This window comes from Streptomyces sp. NPDC051636 (genome assembly GCF_044453765.1).
GTDB lineage: Bacteria > Actinomycetota > Actinomycetes > Streptomycetales > Streptomycetaceae > Streptomyces.
Genome location: NZ_JBITDA010000032.1, coordinates 39,369 through 54,034, shown reverse-complemented (window position 1 = coordinate 54,034; position 14,666 = coordinate 39,369). Strand labels below are relative to the sequence as shown.

Annotated in this window: 12 protein-coding genes and 3 pseudogenes; 5 read left to right on the top strand and 10 right to left on the bottom strand. The window is 68.7% G+C overall.

The genetic code is table 11. The annotated features are described in order from the left end of the window. Nucleotides 1-78: 78 nt before the first annotated feature. Nucleotides 79-375 (top strand): annotated as a pseudogene (locus tag ACIBBH_RS36570) (ATP-binding protein); the annotation flags it as partial. Nucleotides 376-421: 46 nt separating this feature from the next. Here the strand turns inward: ACIBBH_RS36570 and ACIBBH_RS36565 are convergent. Continuing rightward, nucleotides 422-1,417, bottom strand: coding sequence for a hypothetical protein (locus ACIBBH_RS36565; RefSeq protein WP_399412263.1), 996 nt, complete (start codon nt 1,415-1,417; stop codon nt 422-424). Between the two features lie 302 nt (nt 1,418-1,719). After that, complete coding sequence (locus ACIBBH_RS36560) at nt 1,720-2,076, bottom strand: SH3 domain-containing protein (RefSeq protein WP_399412261.1); 357 nt, start codon at nt 2,074-2,076, stop codon at nt 1,720-1,722. A gap of 606 nt (nt 2,077-2,682) precedes the next feature. On the opposite strand from ACIBBH_RS36560, the gene ACIBBH_RS36555 reads away from it, so the two are divergent. Then, nucleotides 2,683-3,375 (top strand): hypothetical protein, encoded by a 693-nt coding sequence (locus tag ACIBBH_RS36555; protein ID WP_399412259.1) that lies wholly within the window; start codon nt 2,683-2,685, stop codon nt 3,373-3,375. 75 nt (nt 3,376-3,450) lie between these two features. On the opposite strand, the gene ACIBBH_RS36550 is transcribed toward ACIBBH_RS36555, so the two are convergent. From ACIBBH_RS36550 to ACIBBH_RS36540, 3 genes and pseudogenes are all read right to left on the bottom strand, one after another. After that, entirely contained in the window at nt 3,451-4,422 is a 972-nt protein-coding gene (locus tag ACIBBH_RS36550) for a hypothetical protein (RefSeq protein ID WP_399412257.1), read from the bottom strand. A gap of 32 nt (nt 4,423-4,454) precedes the next feature. Continuing rightward, nucleotides 4,455-5,232, bottom strand: a pseudogene (locus ACIBBH_RS36545) (IS5 family transposase). A 267-nt stretch (nt 5,233-5,499) separates the two neighbouring features. After that, nucleotides 5,500-6,299, bottom strand: a protein-coding gene (locus ACIBBH_RS36540) for an IS5 family transposase (RefSeq protein WP_399412314.1) whose coding sequence is annotated in 2 segments (ribosomal slippage) — nt 5,500-5,951 and nt 5,951-6,299 — 801 coding nt in all. Because the reading frame shifts where the segments join, the coding sequence is not laid out codon by codon here. A 442-nt stretch (nt 6,300-6,741) separates the two neighbouring features. On the opposite strand from ACIBBH_RS36540, the pseudogene ACIBBH_RS36535 reads away from it, so the two are divergent. After that, nucleotides 6,742-6,885: pseudogene (locus ACIBBH_RS36535) on the top strand (ATP-binding protein); the annotation flags it as partial. A 30-nt stretch (nt 6,886-6,915) separates the two neighbouring features. Here ACIBBH_RS36535 and ACIBBH_RS36530 read toward each other — a convergent pair. After that, the gene (locus tag ACIBBH_RS36530; protein WP_399412255.1) at nt 6,916-7,866 is read right to left on the bottom strand and encodes an ornithine cyclodeaminase family protein; all 951 of its coding nucleotides are present in this window, start codon (nt 7,864-7,866) and stop codon (nt 6,916-6,918) included. A gap of 47 nt (nt 7,867-7,913) precedes the next feature. Then, nucleotides 7,914-8,777, bottom strand: a complete 864-nt coding sequence (locus ACIBBH_RS36525; RefSeq protein WP_399412253.1) for a PhzF family phenazine biosynthesis protein — start codon at nt 8,775-8,777, stop codon at nt 7,914-7,916. Between the two features lie 71 nt (nt 8,778-8,848). Between ACIBBH_RS36525 and ACIBBH_RS36520 the strand changes: the two genes are divergently transcribed. Continuing rightward, nucleotides 8,849-9,682 (top strand): LysR family transcriptional regulator, encoded by an 834-nt coding sequence (locus ACIBBH_RS36520; protein WP_399412251.1) that lies wholly within the window; start codon nt 8,849-8,851, stop codon nt 9,680-9,682. Nucleotides 9,683-11,142: 1,460 nt separating this feature from the next. Here ACIBBH_RS36520 and ACIBBH_RS36515 read toward each other — a convergent pair. Next, nucleotides 11,143-11,601: a transposase gene (locus tag ACIBBH_RS36515; RefSeq protein WP_399412312.1), complete on the bottom strand. Its 459-nt coding sequence runs from the start codon at nt 11,599-11,601 to the stop codon at nt 11,143-11,145. A 673-nt stretch (nt 11,602-12,274) separates the two neighbouring features. Between ACIBBH_RS36515 and ACIBBH_RS36510 the strand changes: the two genes are divergently transcribed. Beyond that, nucleotides 12,275-12,745, top strand: coding sequence for a hypothetical protein (locus tag ACIBBH_RS36510; protein ID WP_399412250.1), 471 nt, complete (start codon nt 12,275-12,277; stop codon nt 12,743-12,745). Here ACIBBH_RS36510 and ACIBBH_RS36505 read toward each other — a convergent pair. Both ACIBBH_RS36505 and ACIBBH_RS36500 read right to left on the bottom strand, forming a co-directional pair. Then, nucleotides 12,717-13,658: an IS5 family transposase gene (locus ACIBBH_RS36505; protein WP_399412248.1), complete on the bottom strand. Its 942-nt coding sequence runs from the start codon at nt 13,656-13,658 to the stop codon at nt 12,717-12,719. The genes ACIBBH_RS36510 and ACIBBH_RS36505 overlap by 29 nt on opposite strands. 261 nt (nt 13,659-13,919) lie before the next feature. Continuing rightward, nucleotides 13,920-14,543, bottom strand: a complete 624-nt coding sequence (locus ACIBBH_RS36500; protein WP_399412246.1) for a transposase — start codon at nt 14,541-14,543, stop codon at nt 13,920-13,922. Nucleotides 14,544-14,666 lie beyond the last annotated feature (123 nt).

Below are 14,666 nucleotides of genomic sequence, written 5' to 3'. Positions count from 1 at the left end.
CCCACGGGCTTTAATCACGAGTCGTGACGGGATCGACGAGTACATCGACGAGTACTTCGAGGACGAGCGCCCGCGGCTGCTGCCGCTGCCAAGCAGCTGAACAAGACCATCGCCCGCTACGGCCGCGTCGACCTGCTCTGTATCGACGAGCTCGGCTACATGGAGCTCGACCGCCACGGCGCCGAACTCCTCTTCCAGGTCCTCACCGAACGCGAGGAGAAGAACAGCGTCGCCATCGCCTCCAACGAGTCCTTCGGCGGCTGGACCAAGACCTTCACCGACCCCCGCCTCTGCGCGGCCATCGTCGACCGCCTGACTTTCAACGGCACCATCATCGAGACCGGCACCGACTCCTACCGGCTCGCCTCGACCCGGGCGCGGACCGAAGGCGCCCGCCAAAGCCGGCTGACCGTTGCATGGTTCAGCTTGATGGTCCTCCACCCCAAGGATCGTCAAGCACCGCTTCGGGGGTGTTCGCCGTGAGCATTTCGTCGATACAGCTGCGCAGCCCGACGCCGGTGGAGTCGATCCAGGTGAGCCATGGCACCGGCTGGAGCAGGCCGTCGTATTGACGGGTGCCGGGGTCGGTGAGGAGGGCGCGGAGCTCGTCGGGGGCGGGGTCGGTGACCAGGCACAGCCAGGCCAGGCCGGCGCCGATGCGGACCTCGGGCGGTCGTCCGGGATCCGACCACAGGCCCCGGGCCCACTTGGGAGCATGTTCATCCTGGTGTTCGCGGGCGAGTTGGGCGATCGCCAGGATCAGGCTCACCTGGACTACCGCATCGTCTTCCTTCGCCAGCCCGGACTGCAGAGCAGAGGAGACGTGTGAAAGCCCGTCGGTCGCCGCCGCCAGAACGTACGCGGTCACGGAGCGGACCTCGGGGTCAGGGTCGGAGAGAAGCGGGAGCAAAAGGTGCAGGTCGTCCGTGACGGCCTGACGGGCGGCCTGGATCGTCCAGTCCACCGGGCACATCGTGCTGCCCTCGATCATCAGCGGCTCCTCGGCGACCTGGAGCAGGCCTTCCCGCGATCCGTCCCCCATGTGCTGACACCGGCCGATCTCGGCGACCAGGCGAAGGGTCTGCGCACGGAGTTCGGGGCGCGCGATCACCGCGATCCGGAGTAGGAACGGCACCGCCAGTGCTCCCACCGCGATCGTGCTGCCCTGGTGGTGAAGACTCGTCCAGAGCTGCCACAAGGCCCTGTCGGCAGCTTCGGCGTCCTCGGACGCGAGCGTGGCGAGCAGGCCGGGGATCTCCTCGCCCGGGCCGTAGAAGTGCCGGAACCGCTGCCAGGGGACCTCGTCGTACCTGAAGCCGTCCTTGACCTCCCGCGGGATCGCGCTGACGGCCGCCCGCACGTCGCAGTCCGTGCCGACCCACCGTTCCGGCCAGTCGTCCCAACGGTCATCGTCCATGGCTTGGACTTCCAGTCCATCGACAGCATCCGAACGCCGGGAGTCTAACGACCGGTGATCAAGGGACGGACCGCTTCTGCCGCACTCCGGTGGCAACGCACCAAGGCGACGTCATTTCTCGTGAGCATCTGCAGCACTCAAGATCGCCAACTGCTGCCCAAACTGCTGATCAAACGCTGCTACTTCACGTGAACGAAGCCACCCCACCGCGGCGTGCGCCCCGGGCATGGCACACGGCGGCATCCCCGAGAGGGGTGCCGCCGCGGTGACGACGCACGGTCGCGCTGCTGCGCCAGACAGGATCAGCCGGCCAGCTCCAGCAGCCCGTCCTGACGCACCCAGCCCTTGGCGCCCTTGGGCAGGCCGGACACCGAGCGCCGCGAAAGCTGGGTGTACACCCAGTCGTTGCGGCTGCAGAGCACCGTCAGCTTGTCGCCGCGGTAGAGCAGCCCGCGGCTGGCGTAGCCGGTGCCCGGGCCGCTGCGGTAGTGCCAGCCGTTCTTGCCCACCGTCCCGCCGAAATTGCGGAAGTTGACGGTGCACTTGCTGTTCTCACCGAGGGCGTGCGCGGCCGGGGCGGTCGTCACGGTCACGGCGGCGGCGGCCGCCATCGCGAGGGCGGCGGAGGTGACGGAGCGGAGGGCGAGACGGCGGATCATGGAGGCCGACCTTTCAGGCGGGAAGGATACGGAGCACGGTGGTGCCCGGGGTTCGGGCGGGGCGTAGCCGATGCTGAGTGCTGGCGTACTGCCGCTGCCGGGCCCGGGCCGCGCCCTCCCGAGGGCCGGGTCAGCAACCCGGCGGCCCGTCCCGCCGGGCGGAAGAAGCAGGGGGCAGGTGCCCGGATCCCCGCCGCGGGTGCAGTTGGCCGACAGCAGGTACGGGGGTGCGCGCAGAGGCACAGCAGGGACCGGCGGAAGGGTCACGGGGCCGCTCTGCCGAGGATCCGGTCCTCGTGGCCGGGGCGGCTCGCCGAGCGCCTCGCCTGCATCGGGGAGTCCGTCCGGCGGGAGGCTCAGCACGGTTGTACGCCTCGATCCTCCCGCCAGACGGCGTCCTTGCGGGAGGATCGCCCGCGCGGCCCGCAGGCGCGCGTAGATGGGTGCACATCTGCTGCCGACCGTCCCGTACGGAGCCGACGACGTGAGTTCTCTCCACGATGCGACCTCGCCCCCTGCGACACGGGCGGTCATCAGGTACCAGCCGACCGGCGGCGCCGCGCCTGTGCAGTTCGCGCGTTGCCGGGACGTGTGTGAGGCCTTCGCGTGATCCGGGCCGTGCCCGTGCGCCGCTCGCTGCTCACCGAGTCTGCCGAAGTCGGTGACCTGATGGACCACACCCCGCAGTCCGCCTACGCGCATCTGCGCGACACCCAGCCGCGATGGTTCCTCACCCCACAGGGCGACAGCGCGATCGGCATCATGCGCTGGCCGATGGTCGAAGGGCAGGTCCTCCACCGGGACGAGGACCGAGTGGTCCTCGAGGACCCGGTCATCCTGCCGGACGGGCAGCACGCGCGCCGGCTGCGTCTGCTCTCCGCTCGGCCGGAGCATCAGGTGGCCGTGCTCCCGTTGCTGGCGGACAGCGTGGTTCTCACCGAGCGGTTCCAGCACGCCACCCGCACCTGGCACTGGGAGATCCTGCGCGCGCCCGGCGTGGAGGGCCTGGCCGATACCGACAACGCGGCCGGGCAGTTGCAGGACCAGCTCGCCGCTTCGGCCTCGGAGCTGATCGGCCTGGGCCAGGTCCACCCGGACCCCTACGTCCTGGCAGATCCAGTGCTGTTGTACGCCGGGCGGATCGACACAGTGGGCGAGGTCGCTGCGGCAGGCGGCATCCGCCGGGCCTGCACCGTGCCCTTCGCCGAGGCGGAAGAGATGGCCCTGACCGGCCTGATCACCGATGCCGTGACCATCAGCTCATTGTTCAGAGCGCGCCAGACCGGCCTCACCGGCTGACGCACCGGCGCCATGGCTTCCTGCCGGCAGCCCCCGGGAGGCGCGCTGCTTGCACCCCTTCACGTTCAGCGCAGGTCACGGCTGCACCCCGTGGACCGTGGCACCGGCTGCCAGAGCCTGGGTGGGAGCCTGGTCGTGGTCGTGGTCGCGGGCCGCGCGGCCGGAGGAGACGGCGGAGCGGGCCATGGCCTGCTGCGTGCGGGCGCGGATGGCCTCTGCGTCGAGAGGTGCACCCGGGTCGGTGAGCTGGTCCAGCGCGCCACGTACCCGGGTCAGCAGGTCGCCCTCGGCGCTGGCGGCGGCGCGCAGGCGGGCCGGAACCGGCCTGCTCAGCTGGTAGCTGATCTGTCCGTCCAGCACGTGTCGGGCGCGGTCGGTGGTGCCGAAGGCCTCGATGACGCGGCGCTGCGTCTGGCCGGTTGCCACCGCGGCGAGCTCGGCGGGCAGCTCGCGGGGGGCCGGTACGAGATGGGCGAGACGCCCGAGCGCGTCATGCATGAGGTGCAGCTGGCCCTCCCGCGCGGCCAGGTAGGAGTTCTTGGCGTGCAGCAGTTCCGGGTCGGCGAAGTAGACGGTGCTGTCCTGCGCCGTGGCCGTCGCCCGCTGCGCTTGCAGGGCGCCGACGGCCTCCTGCGCGGTGCCCGAGTCTTGGCGCCAGGCGGTGGCCGGACCGCTGGCCTGTACGCAACGGCCCGGGACCGGGAAGGCGTCCAGAAGCCGCTGGGCCTCCGTCTCCCGCCCCGAGTAGGCCGCGGCGGTGTACTTCCGCACCGTGTCGCGGGCCTGGGCCAGGTGCGCGGTGCGGGCCTCATCCAGCGCGGGCGCAGCGATCCCCGGCTGGTGTCCGTCGCCGCGCCGGTCAAGGAGGTAGTCGGTGATGTCCGGCTCGAGGACGGCTCGCAGTTGCTGGGCGTTGGCGTCGCGCAGGGCGACCTGGTCGAGCAGCCAGTCGGCCAGTTCCCGTAGCGCCGGGACGTCGGCGGCCAGGGATTCCACCGCGTGCCAGTCGTCGACGAGCTCGGTCCGGGACCGGTAGGAGCCTTCCACACGGTCGAGCAGGTCGCTGGCTCTCAGAACTCCTATCGCAATGACTTCAGGCGTCTCCAGCAGATGAGTGCGCATCCGAGGGTGAGGAAGGCTTCGTGGATGTCGTCGCGTATCTCCCAGCGGATCCGCAGGCGACGGAACCAGTGCAGATGGGCGAACGCGCGCTCGACGACCCAGCGTTGGGTGCCCAGGCCGGAGCCGTGCTCGGTGCCGCGGCGGGCGATCAACGGCTTCACGCCGAGGTCCCAGACCAGGCGGCGGTACTTGTCGTGGTCGTAGCCGCGGTCGCCCAGCACTACGTCCGGGCGGCGCCGGGGTCGGCCGCGCTTGCCCCGCACCGGCGGCACGGCCTGGAGAAGAGGGATCATCTGGGTGACGTCGTTGCGATTGCCGCCGGTCAGGGTGGCGGCGAGCGGAATGCCGGTGGCGTCGGTGATCAGATGATGTTTGCTGCCGGTTCTGCCCCGGTCGACAGGGCTTCGTCCGGTCTTGGCGCCCCCTTTAACGCCCGGATGTGGGAGCCATCGACCGCCGCGCGGGAGAATCCAGGGCGTTCGCGCTGCGGAGCTTGGCGAGGAGGACCTCGTGCAGCCGGGGCCACACGCCAGCCTCGGTCCACTCGGCCAGGCGGCGCCAGCAGGTCATGCCCGACCCGAAGCCGAGCTCCTGCGGAAGGTGTTCCCAGGAGATCCCGGTGTGCAGGACGAACAGGATGCCCTGGAACACCAGCCGGTCCGGATGCCGCTTGCGTCCTGGGTGGCGGGTCCGTCGCTCGACCTTGGGCAGCAGCGGCTCGATCACCGCCCACAGCTCGTCGTCGACTTCCTACGGCTTCGGCCGCGCCACCTCGCACCCCCGGATCATCGGTCCCGGAGTGATCCAACCACCTCGAAGATCATTTCGTTGCCCGCCTCACCACACGCCGACCGGCACCGGTCGACCACATCCTGCACTGGTCATACTGGCGACGACGACGCCAACACCAAGCCCGCCGCAGTCACTACAAACGACGCGGACACAGCCCCTGAAAACTGCCCAGCACTCAGAACAAGCACCGTTGCAGTATTAGACGCCATCTCATTTGGTTAGTCGCCGGTAGCAGATGAGAGTGCAGGCGATGCTGGTGAAGGCCAGGAAGTGCTCGGCTTTGCGCTCGTAGCGGCGGTGCAGTCGGCGGCATCCGGCGAGCCAGGACATGGTGCGTTCTATGGTCCAACGATGGCGGCCCAGGCGGGTTGAGGACTCGATGCCTTTGCGGGCGATGCGGTGCCTGATGCCCCGCTCACGTAACCATCGCCGCAGGTGGTCGTAGTCGTATCCCTTGTCGGCGTGGAGCTTGCCCGGCCTACGCCGTCGGCGTCCGCGCCGGGATCGGATCGGCGGTATGCCCTTCACCAGCGGGATCAGCGCCTGACTGTCGTGCAGGTTCGCCCCCGAGATCCCGGCGGACAGGGGCAGACCGGTCCGCTCGGTGATCAAGTGGATCTTCGAGCCGTACTTGCCCCGGTCCACAGGATTCGGACCTGTCAGCTCCCCCTTTTCAGGGCCCGCACGTTCACCGAGTCGATCGCGCAGCGGGACCAGTCCAGCTCACCACGGGCGCCGAGCTCGTCGAGGACCAGGCGGTGGAGCTTTGCCCAGACCCTGGCCTTCGTCCATTCGGCGAAGCGTCGGTGAGCCGTCGCTCCCGACGGCCCGAACGAAGCGGACGGCAGCTGCTGCCACGTGCAGCCCGACGTGGCCACGAACACGATCGCAGCCAGCACCTCCCGGTCACCGTGCCGGCGCCTGCCGCCTCCCTGAGGCCGGGTAGGCGCTTCCGGCACCACTCGCTGGAACAGCTCCCACAACTCGTCCGGCACCAGCCGCTCAACGATTCCCACGGCAGCAGGCTATCGAACACGCCAAATGAGATGGCGTCTTAGGCGATCCCGTGGTACGTCTTCGTTGTACGTATCGAGCACGACGTAGGCCGCCCACTTATTCCCTTGGCCTCCCTCGCTGGGAGGTGTTCCCTACCATGGAGGTTGCCCCGGCCTCCAACCGCGACCAGGGCATGGCAGGACATCGAATTCAGGCGCCGTTTCGACGGGTGTCTCTCGCACCACTGGGAATTGGACTTCAAGCAATCAAGCCTTAGCCATATCGCGCGGGTCTTGCGGCACCCCGTCCTGAACGCCTCCAGACAGGCACCGCTTTCCGAGCATGCTGTTGTCCCCTCACGCTTTCGTGCTCAAGTAAGCCCTGCGACCCAAGAACCTCCCTCCAAGTTCATCCCGACTGCGTCGGGGATACAACGAAGCGCCGCACGGCGCACGCTGGACCAAGACCTTCACCGATCCGCGGCTCTGCGCAGCCATCGTCGACCGCCTCACGTTCAACGGCACGATCATCGAGACTGGCACCGACTCATACCGCCTCGCCAGCACCAGGGCACGAGCCGAACACGCTGGCGGCGGTTGACCTCGAGTGCCATGCCCACCGATAAGTCGCCTACTGAAGGTCACTGGCGCTGGCTGGCGGCCGTTTTCCGTGGGGGATGCCGTCGCGCAGCCGCGCGAGGGTGACTTCGGCAGCTGCGAGATCCTGCACGCCGAGCCCGATGAGTTTGCAGATAGTGATCTCACTTTCATGTGTCCGGCCGGGTGCTACTCCTGCGAGGACTTCGCCGAGCTCGGCGAAGTCCTCGCAGACTGTCCTGGCCCTCGCCAGGTCTCCATGGACGGTGGCCAGCGCACGGCTGTCGACCACGACCCGCTCGGCGCGCTGCAAGCAGCTGGAGGAAAGCTCAGCTTTCGAGGGGTCGTCGGCTCCGACGGCTGTGATGTGAAGGCCAGGAGTCAGCCAGGCGTCTTCCACCAGCGGTTCGGTGCTCGCCGTGGCCGTCACCAGTACGTCAGCAGCCGTGCACACCTGCTGAACGCCTGCCACCGAGGTCACGTGCAGGTCTGGCCGCCTAGATCGGAGGGCCTCGGCGAGGCGTAGGGCGCGGCTGTGGCGGCGCCCCCACACGCGCACCTCTCGTATGGGCAGTTCGTCTGCTGCGGCCAGTACCTGCAGGTAGGCCTGGACGCCGGTTCCCAGGACGCCGAGGACGGCGGACTCGGGTCGGGCCAGGGTGCGCGCGGCGAGCGCGCCGGCAGCGGCGGTCCGGATGTCGGAGAGGTGATGCTCGTCTTCGAGTATCACCCGGAGATCTCCCGTCTCGGCGTCGAACACTGCGATCACGCCCGCGCCCGGGGTGCCGCCGCGGCGGGCGCGTTCCAGGAACCAGGTCGCAACCTTCACGGTGAAAATGGGTCGTCCAGGCAGCCAGGCCGATTTCACATGAACGTCGCCGTCGCGGCCAGCCGGGGCAAAGACGGTACCGGGAGATTCCCCCAGCCCGCGGCTGTAGTCGGCGAGCGCGGTCGCGACCGGCTCGAGGACGTCCTCGTATCCCACGGCCGCGCGAATTGCGTGAGGACCGAAGTGCGCTGGCATTCGCGCGGTCATTGGGGCAGTTCCTGAAGACGCCCTTCGGCGACGAAGGCGACCTCGCCGCCGACCTTTACGGAGCGGATGTCCTCACCCTGGCCGTCGGCGCTGATCGTCATCTCGCTGGGGCGGCCGGTGAAGCGACCCTGCCGCAGGACCGCAGTCTCGCCGTCGCCGATCCGGTGGTGGCGGCGCAGGTAGGCGGCGGCGCATCCGGCGCCGCTGCCGGTGGCCACGTCCTCGACGATTCCGTCGTTGTTCCAGTGTCGTCCCTCCAGGGCAGTGGCGTCGAGGAGGTAGGCGAACTGGGCGCCGAGCCCGGCAAGTGGAGCGTCAAGATCCAACGCGATACGGGCACGTTCCAGTGCGCCGCTGCGCACGGGAAGCACCAGGTAGCGCAGGCCGGTGGACACGACCTCGGCGGGCAGGTCCGGATCCAGATCATCGGTGTCCAACGAGAACCAGGAGGCCACATTTTGCGTGTCCGGTCGGCCGAGGAAGGACGCCGGGCCCTGATCGAGGACGCTCGCGTATCGCCCGGGGCCGCGACGCTGTGTGGTGACCTCCACCGTGCGGGCCTTCAGCCGCAGCGTCCACGTCTCGTTGTCGTCCGTGCCGTGCAGGGCGTGAAGCACGCATGCCGCGCCGATAACGGGGTGCCCGGCGAAGTCGAGCTCCTCGACGAGGTCGAAGACACGGGCCTGCCATGTGTCATCCCGCGCACCGCCGCGGGTCAGGAAGATCGATTCGAAGTGGCGCAGCTCCTGGGTGATCCGTTCCATCTGAACGCCGGTGAGCCCGGCGGCGTCGGGAAACACCGCGAGGCTGTTGCCGCTGTACGGAAGGACGCTGAAGACATCGACATGGAAGTAGTGCATGTGTCGACGCTACTGACCGACCCAGCCAGAAGGAACTGGTCGAATGCTGGGGTGGCCCATAGCATCTGCTTATGCCCACAGATCTTGAGACGGCGCTATTGCGGGTCTTTGTCACCTCTGCCCGGTCCGGCAGCATCAGCCGAGCCGCGGCCGCGCTGGGACACAGCCAGCCCGCGCTCAGCCAGCAGCTGCGGAAACTGGAACGCACCGTCGGACAGCCCCTACTGCATCGCGCCGCCACCGGCGTGTCACTCACCAAGGCCGGTGAGGCACTACTGCCGTACGCCGAGCGAATCCTGGCGCTGTCCGCCCAGGCGCTCACCGCAGCCGGGCCAGCGGTGAAGGGACACTGCGGCGTGGGGCTGATCGAGGATCTCACCGCCGCGCCGCTTCCCCAGGCTTTGGCCGACTTCACCCGCATGAGTCCCGAAGCGACGCTCGAACTGATCAGTGCCCCAGGTCCGGCACTGCAGGAGGCACTCACAGCCAGGCGTATCCACCTGGCGCTATGTGACCCCTCCTACCTTGCCGAACCGCCGCGCTGGACGGCACGGCTCCCCCTGATCTGGGCGGTGGGGCCCGGCATCGATCCGAGCCTCGACCCGCTGCCGCTCGTACTGTTCTCCCAGCCGTGCCGCTGGCGCGTACCAGTGCTCGATGCTCTGGAAGCCGCCGAACGCGGTTGGCGCATCGCCTTCGAAAGCACCAGCCTGGCGGGCGTACAAGCGGCAGTCCGGGCCGGGCTCGGCGTCGCCGCTTTGCTCCCGGCGAATGTGGAGCCGGGCACAACAGCGCGCGGCCTCCCTGAACTCCCCCACGTCGAACTCGGCCTGGTACGGCGCCCAGGCACCGACGGCAACCCCCTCATCGACGCCGTAGAAGAAGTACTCAGACGCCTCATCTGACACAGGGTCACAGCTGCCACGGTCATCTCCGTCCGAATGGCTACTGCAGGTCACTGTTGCCCGCATCAGCGGAATCCGCAGCGATGCTGAGGTGCTGTCATTTCCGATGAACATGCATGCGTCCATTGATAGCCGACTGCTGTTGAAACTCATTGACAAACGCTGTCGCTGAAAGTGAACGAAGCCACGCGTGGGAGCAGGCGCGGGTCGAACTGGATGCGCGGACGCGAGAGGAGATCAGCCCGCTGGCCGCGCAGATCGATCTGCTGGCCGCAGCCCACGCGACGGCCCGCACGCGGACGACGATGCTGGAGCGGGAGCTGGAGCCGCACCACCGGCTGGCCGAGCTGTACCGGTCCGTCCAAACAGCCGAGGAGGAACTGAAGGGGGTGCGGGGAGGACATCCGCAAGCGCAAGAACCTGCTGGCCGGGCGGCAGGCCACGCTAGGCGAGTTCGAGGAGCACTTCGCCGGGCTCATCGACGCGGTCGCCCTGCCCGGAGACCCCGGGGCCCGGATCAACCACAGCTCGCTGCTGCCACAGGTACGCGCCGGGAACCTCACCAAGGTCGGGCACGGAGTGCGCACCGCGATCAACGTCGTGTACCGGATGGCGTTCCTCAGCTACGCGCTGGTGACCGGGGCGACCGACCTGCCGTCGCTTCTCATCATCGACTCGCCACGCAAAAACGTCGGATACGGGCAGGACGACCAGGAACTCATCGGCCGACTGTATGCGCACTTCCTCGACCACATCGCGGGTCTCCGCGGCGGCGCGACCCATACCCGGCCGCACCAGATCATCATCGTCGACAACGACCTGCCCCAACTGCCCAAGCGCCTGCTGGAACAGATGCACACCATCGAACTCACCCGAGAGGACCTGCTCGTCCGGTGATGGTGTGGTCTGCTGTTGGTGGTCGCTGTGGTTTGGGTGTGCTGTGTGGTTCAGGACGTGCGGGAGCTGCCGGTCTGCCGGCTTCTCCAAGGTCCTCGGACGTAGGTGTGTTGGTTCGGGTTCAGCCGTGTTGTGGCAGTGCGGTGATGGCCACGAGGGCGTGCGTGAATGCGTCGGCCCAGGGCCAGCGGGCGGGGAGTCGTAGCCGTAGTCGTCGGGCTGTGTGCACGAGGCGGCCGGGATGGTGAACAGGGTCCGCTGGAGGGTGGCGGTGGTGGCTCGGGCGAGGCCGTGGCCGGCGAGGATGCCGACCGCGCGGCCGAGGTTGTGGGCCATGGCTGCCAGTGCGAGCCAGGCGGCGTTCGCGGTGAAACGCCCTGATGGAAGGTGGGCCAGGCCGGCTGACTTCAGCTCGGCGATAGTCTGCTCGACCACGGCGTGTCGGCGGTGGTCGGCCTCGAGCTCGGTGAAGTCTCCGGTGCGGTCGGTGACGAACGCGTGGTGGTCGTAGGTGGTGAGCAGGGCCAGCTGGGAGCCGGGGGTGGGACGGACCCGGCGCACGATCAGCCGCACTGTGACCGGTGTCTTGGTGTGCGCGAAGCAGGTGTAGGTGGTCTCGGCGACGTCCGCGCCGGAGACTTCGGGGGTGGACAGCCAGTACGGGATCGGCGTCCATGCGTCGTCGGGGATGGCGGCGATGGTCGCCTTGATCTTGGGGTCTGGCGGATGGTGATGGAAAAGCGCACGTCCAGTTTGCGGGCGGTCAGCAGCACGTCCTTGGAGTAGAAGGCGGAGTCGGCGCGGACGGTCAGCTGCCCGGATGCTCCCGCGTGGCGGGTGCGGCTGATGGTTTCGGTCAGGAAGGACTTCGCGGCGCGGGCCGCACCAGCACTTCCGCCGTGCAGGCGGGAGAAGAGGACCTGCCCGCTCTGGGCCAAGGTGGCCAGTTGCGGGTGGTAGCCGCGGGTCTTTGTGTAGCCGAACGCGGCACCCTGCTTGGCCCGTCCGTAGACCGGAACGATGGTGGAGTCCAGGGTCGATGGTCAAAGGACCGGCCAGGTCAGCGGGCCCGCCGCCTGCGGCCCACAGGCGCTTGAGAAACTCGCGGGAGACCGCATCCAGCTGGCGGATGTTGTGCCAGCGGAACGACCGCAGACAAGTACCCACAGTGGAAGGGGCGCGGGTGGCGTTGAAGATCTCACCGGTCGCACCTGCCCGTAACAGGGCGGTGTCGTCGATCGAGTCGCCCCCTCCCAGCACCGCCCCGATGGCCGTCAGCGCCTTCGCTCCGCCGTGTGCTCCGTGGGACCGCAAGTGCACACGGCTCTCGACCAGTTCTGCCAGGCCGGTCCGCTGGGCGAGAAGAGCCGGGGCCAGCAACCCGGCGCACGGCACGAGGTTCGGCTCGTCGAAACTCACTCGTACACGGCCCAGATCATGAGAAGCTCGCACTCGTCAGATGCCCTCTCGACGCGGAACGATTCGGCCTCAACAACCGAGATCATCCCAATTCAGAGGGCATCTGTCTGTTCAAATCCACGATCCGCCAGCACAACGAAACGGTGGATCCGGGCTAAGACGCCATCCGCTTTCCGAACGTGATCGTTTGGTTCGGGCTGGGTGGGCATGAACTCCGGCTGGCGGCGGGAGAGATGGGCGTGGTTCGTTCGTTCGTCTCGCTTGTGGAGGTGGCTGGTGCCGTCGGTGCTCGGTCTGCTGGAGGCCCGGGAGAAGAAGGTCCGGGAAGATGTGGCACGGCTGCGGGAGGAGGCTGAGCGGGTGCAGGCCGCGCTCGGCGAGGCGGAGCGGGCACTTCAGCGTCTGGCGGATGCCCGTGTGACGGTGGCCGAGGTGCTGGCGGAGCCGCCTGTCGCGGTCGCGGAGCCGGTGGTGAGTGCGATGGCGGGGTCGGTGGTGCCCAGACGGGCCGAGGGCATGACAGCGACGGTCCTGCCTCCGGACTACCAGCGGATCATGTCCGTGCTGGAGTCGGATGCGGCCCGGGAGGGTATGCGGTGCCAGCAGCTGGCCGCAGCCCTGGGCCTTGAGGCGGTTCCGGCGAAGGTCGAGGGGCTGCGGTCGAAGGCGAAACGCCTGGTCGAGCGGGGGTGGGTGCTCCAGGTGCGGCCGGGGGTGTTCACCCCGCTCGGGGCGCCGGCCGGCTGAAGGTGCCTGGCCGGTGCCCGGCCAGGCGGTTGCTCATGAGCATGGTCATGGACCACAGCACCATGGCCTCGTGCATGGCGGGCAGCGTCTCGTAGTCGCGCACCAGGCGGCGCGAGCGCATCAGCCAGCTCAGCGTCCTCTCCACCACCCACCTGCGCGGCAGCACCACGAACCCGCTGGTGTCGTCGGTGCGTTTGACGATCTCAAGGGTGAGCTGGAGCTTCTCGGCCGCCCAGTCGACGAGCCGCCCCGCATAGCCACCGTCCGCCCAGACGAGGTGGATGGAGAAGTACATGTTGCGCAGCCGCTCCAGCAAGGGCAGTGCGGCGTCGCGGTCCTGCACGCTCGCCGCACTCACCACGACGGCAAGGACCAGGCCGAGGCAGTCCACCACCAGGTGCCGCTTGCGGCCGCCCACCTTCTTCCCGCCGTCCCACCCGGACGTCGAGCGCGGAATGTTCGCCGCTGCCCGCAGTGACTGCGAGTCCACGATGGCGGCCGTCGGGTCCGGCGAACGGCCTTCCTTCTGGCGCACCTTGTCGCGCAGCCGGTCGTGGAGCTCGGCAAGCAAGCCCGTCACCTGCCAGCGGCGGGCGAACGCGTGCACCCGCCGGTACGGCGGGAAGTCACAGGGTAGGTTGACCCACTTGACGCCGTTGTCGACTACATAGCGGACCGCGTCCAACATCACGCGGTGGCAATAGCCCTCCGGCCGCCCGCCCCGCCCCTGAAGCCACGCGGGGACCGGCAGCAGCGGCCGGATGACCTGCCACTCCGCCTCCGTCAGGTCGGAGCCGTAACACCGCAGGCGGTCCGGCCCGTCCGCCGCGTTGCCGAACCTGTGCGCGAGACAGTCACACGCCGGAGACGGCGCGTTGGACTCCACAGACACGAGCACGAAAGACTGCGACACAGGGCCTCCTGGTGCTGCTCGGTTGGGATCGCAACCCCGAGCTACCAGGAGGCCCTGCCGTTATGCCCCGACCGTCAAGACATCACCCGAACAGGAACCGTGTTCGACTGATCAAGCCTGCCGAGCGGTAAGCGGATGGCTTCTAAGCATGAGGGCACTCCGGGCCGGCCGGTCAGTGCCCCGCAGAACATCGGCGATCGCCTGGGACCAGGCGCGGCACCAGACGTCGTCCGAGGTCTGCGGCTTACTGACTTCGGCTCGTCAAGGTGACGCTGGGTCGTCGAGGGTCAGGCCGGTGCCCGCTATGAAGCCGTTGAGGGTACCGGGCTGATACTGGAGGCGTTTGAGCCGGTTGCGTACGAGGACTTCGAGCCGGTCGAGAGCAACGATGGCGAGGTTGGCCAGGCTGCGCTTGACATGTGCCCATACCCACTCGACGGGGTTCAGGTCCGGCGAGTACGCGGGCAGCAGGAACACCGTCAGCCATTCACGCTCGGCGATCAACTCACGCATGGCGTGGGAGACGTGCGTGTTCAGGCGGTCCCACACCAGCACGATGGGCGCCTTGACGAGGTGGTGGACGCCGTCGATCAGCGCGATGAAGTCGCGCTCTCCCAAGCTGCGACGCTTGGCCTTGCCCGCGGAATGGGTGCGCAGGCGGTGGCACAGCCGGGTGCGGGAACCGGGCCGTATGGCGATCAGCCCGGCCACGGACAACCGTCCCGAGCGTCGCCCGCTCACCGTCACGACCGGGGTGCGGCCACGCCGGCCCCAGGTGCGTCCTTTGGGCGGCCGTCGCGTGAAGCCCGCCTCGTCCTCGAAGCAGACGTAGCCCCCGCACGCCGCCCGGGCTCTTTTACCTCGGCCCAGGTCGCCTCCTTCCACACGGCCACGGCCTGCTCGTCGCGCTCGGCCACCCGCCGCGCGGGCACCTGAGGGCTGAAACCGAGCCGGTGCATCAGCCGTGTGGCCCCCGAGACGCTGTAGGAGACGTGGAACTTCCTGCCG

What these genes read in the sequence shown, in the direction of transcription:
- ACIBBH_RS36565 (WP_399412263.1), bottom strand. Translation starts at nt 1,417, where the DNA reads ATGGACGATGACCGTTGGGACGACTGGCCGGAACGGTGGGTCGGCACG.
- ACIBBH_RS36560 (WP_399412261.1), bottom strand. Translation starts at nt 2,076, where the DNA reads ATGATCCGCCGTCTCGCCCTCCGCTCCGTCACCTCCGCCGCCCTCGCG.
- ACIBBH_RS36525 (WP_399412253.1), bottom strand. Translation starts at nt 8,777, where the DNA reads ATGCACTACTTCCATGTCGATGTCTTCAGCGTCCTTCCGTACAGCGGC.
- ACIBBH_RS36520 (WP_399412251.1), top strand. Translation starts at nt 8,849, where the DNA reads ATGCCCACAGATCTTGAGACGGCGCTATTGCGGGTCTTTGTCACCTCT.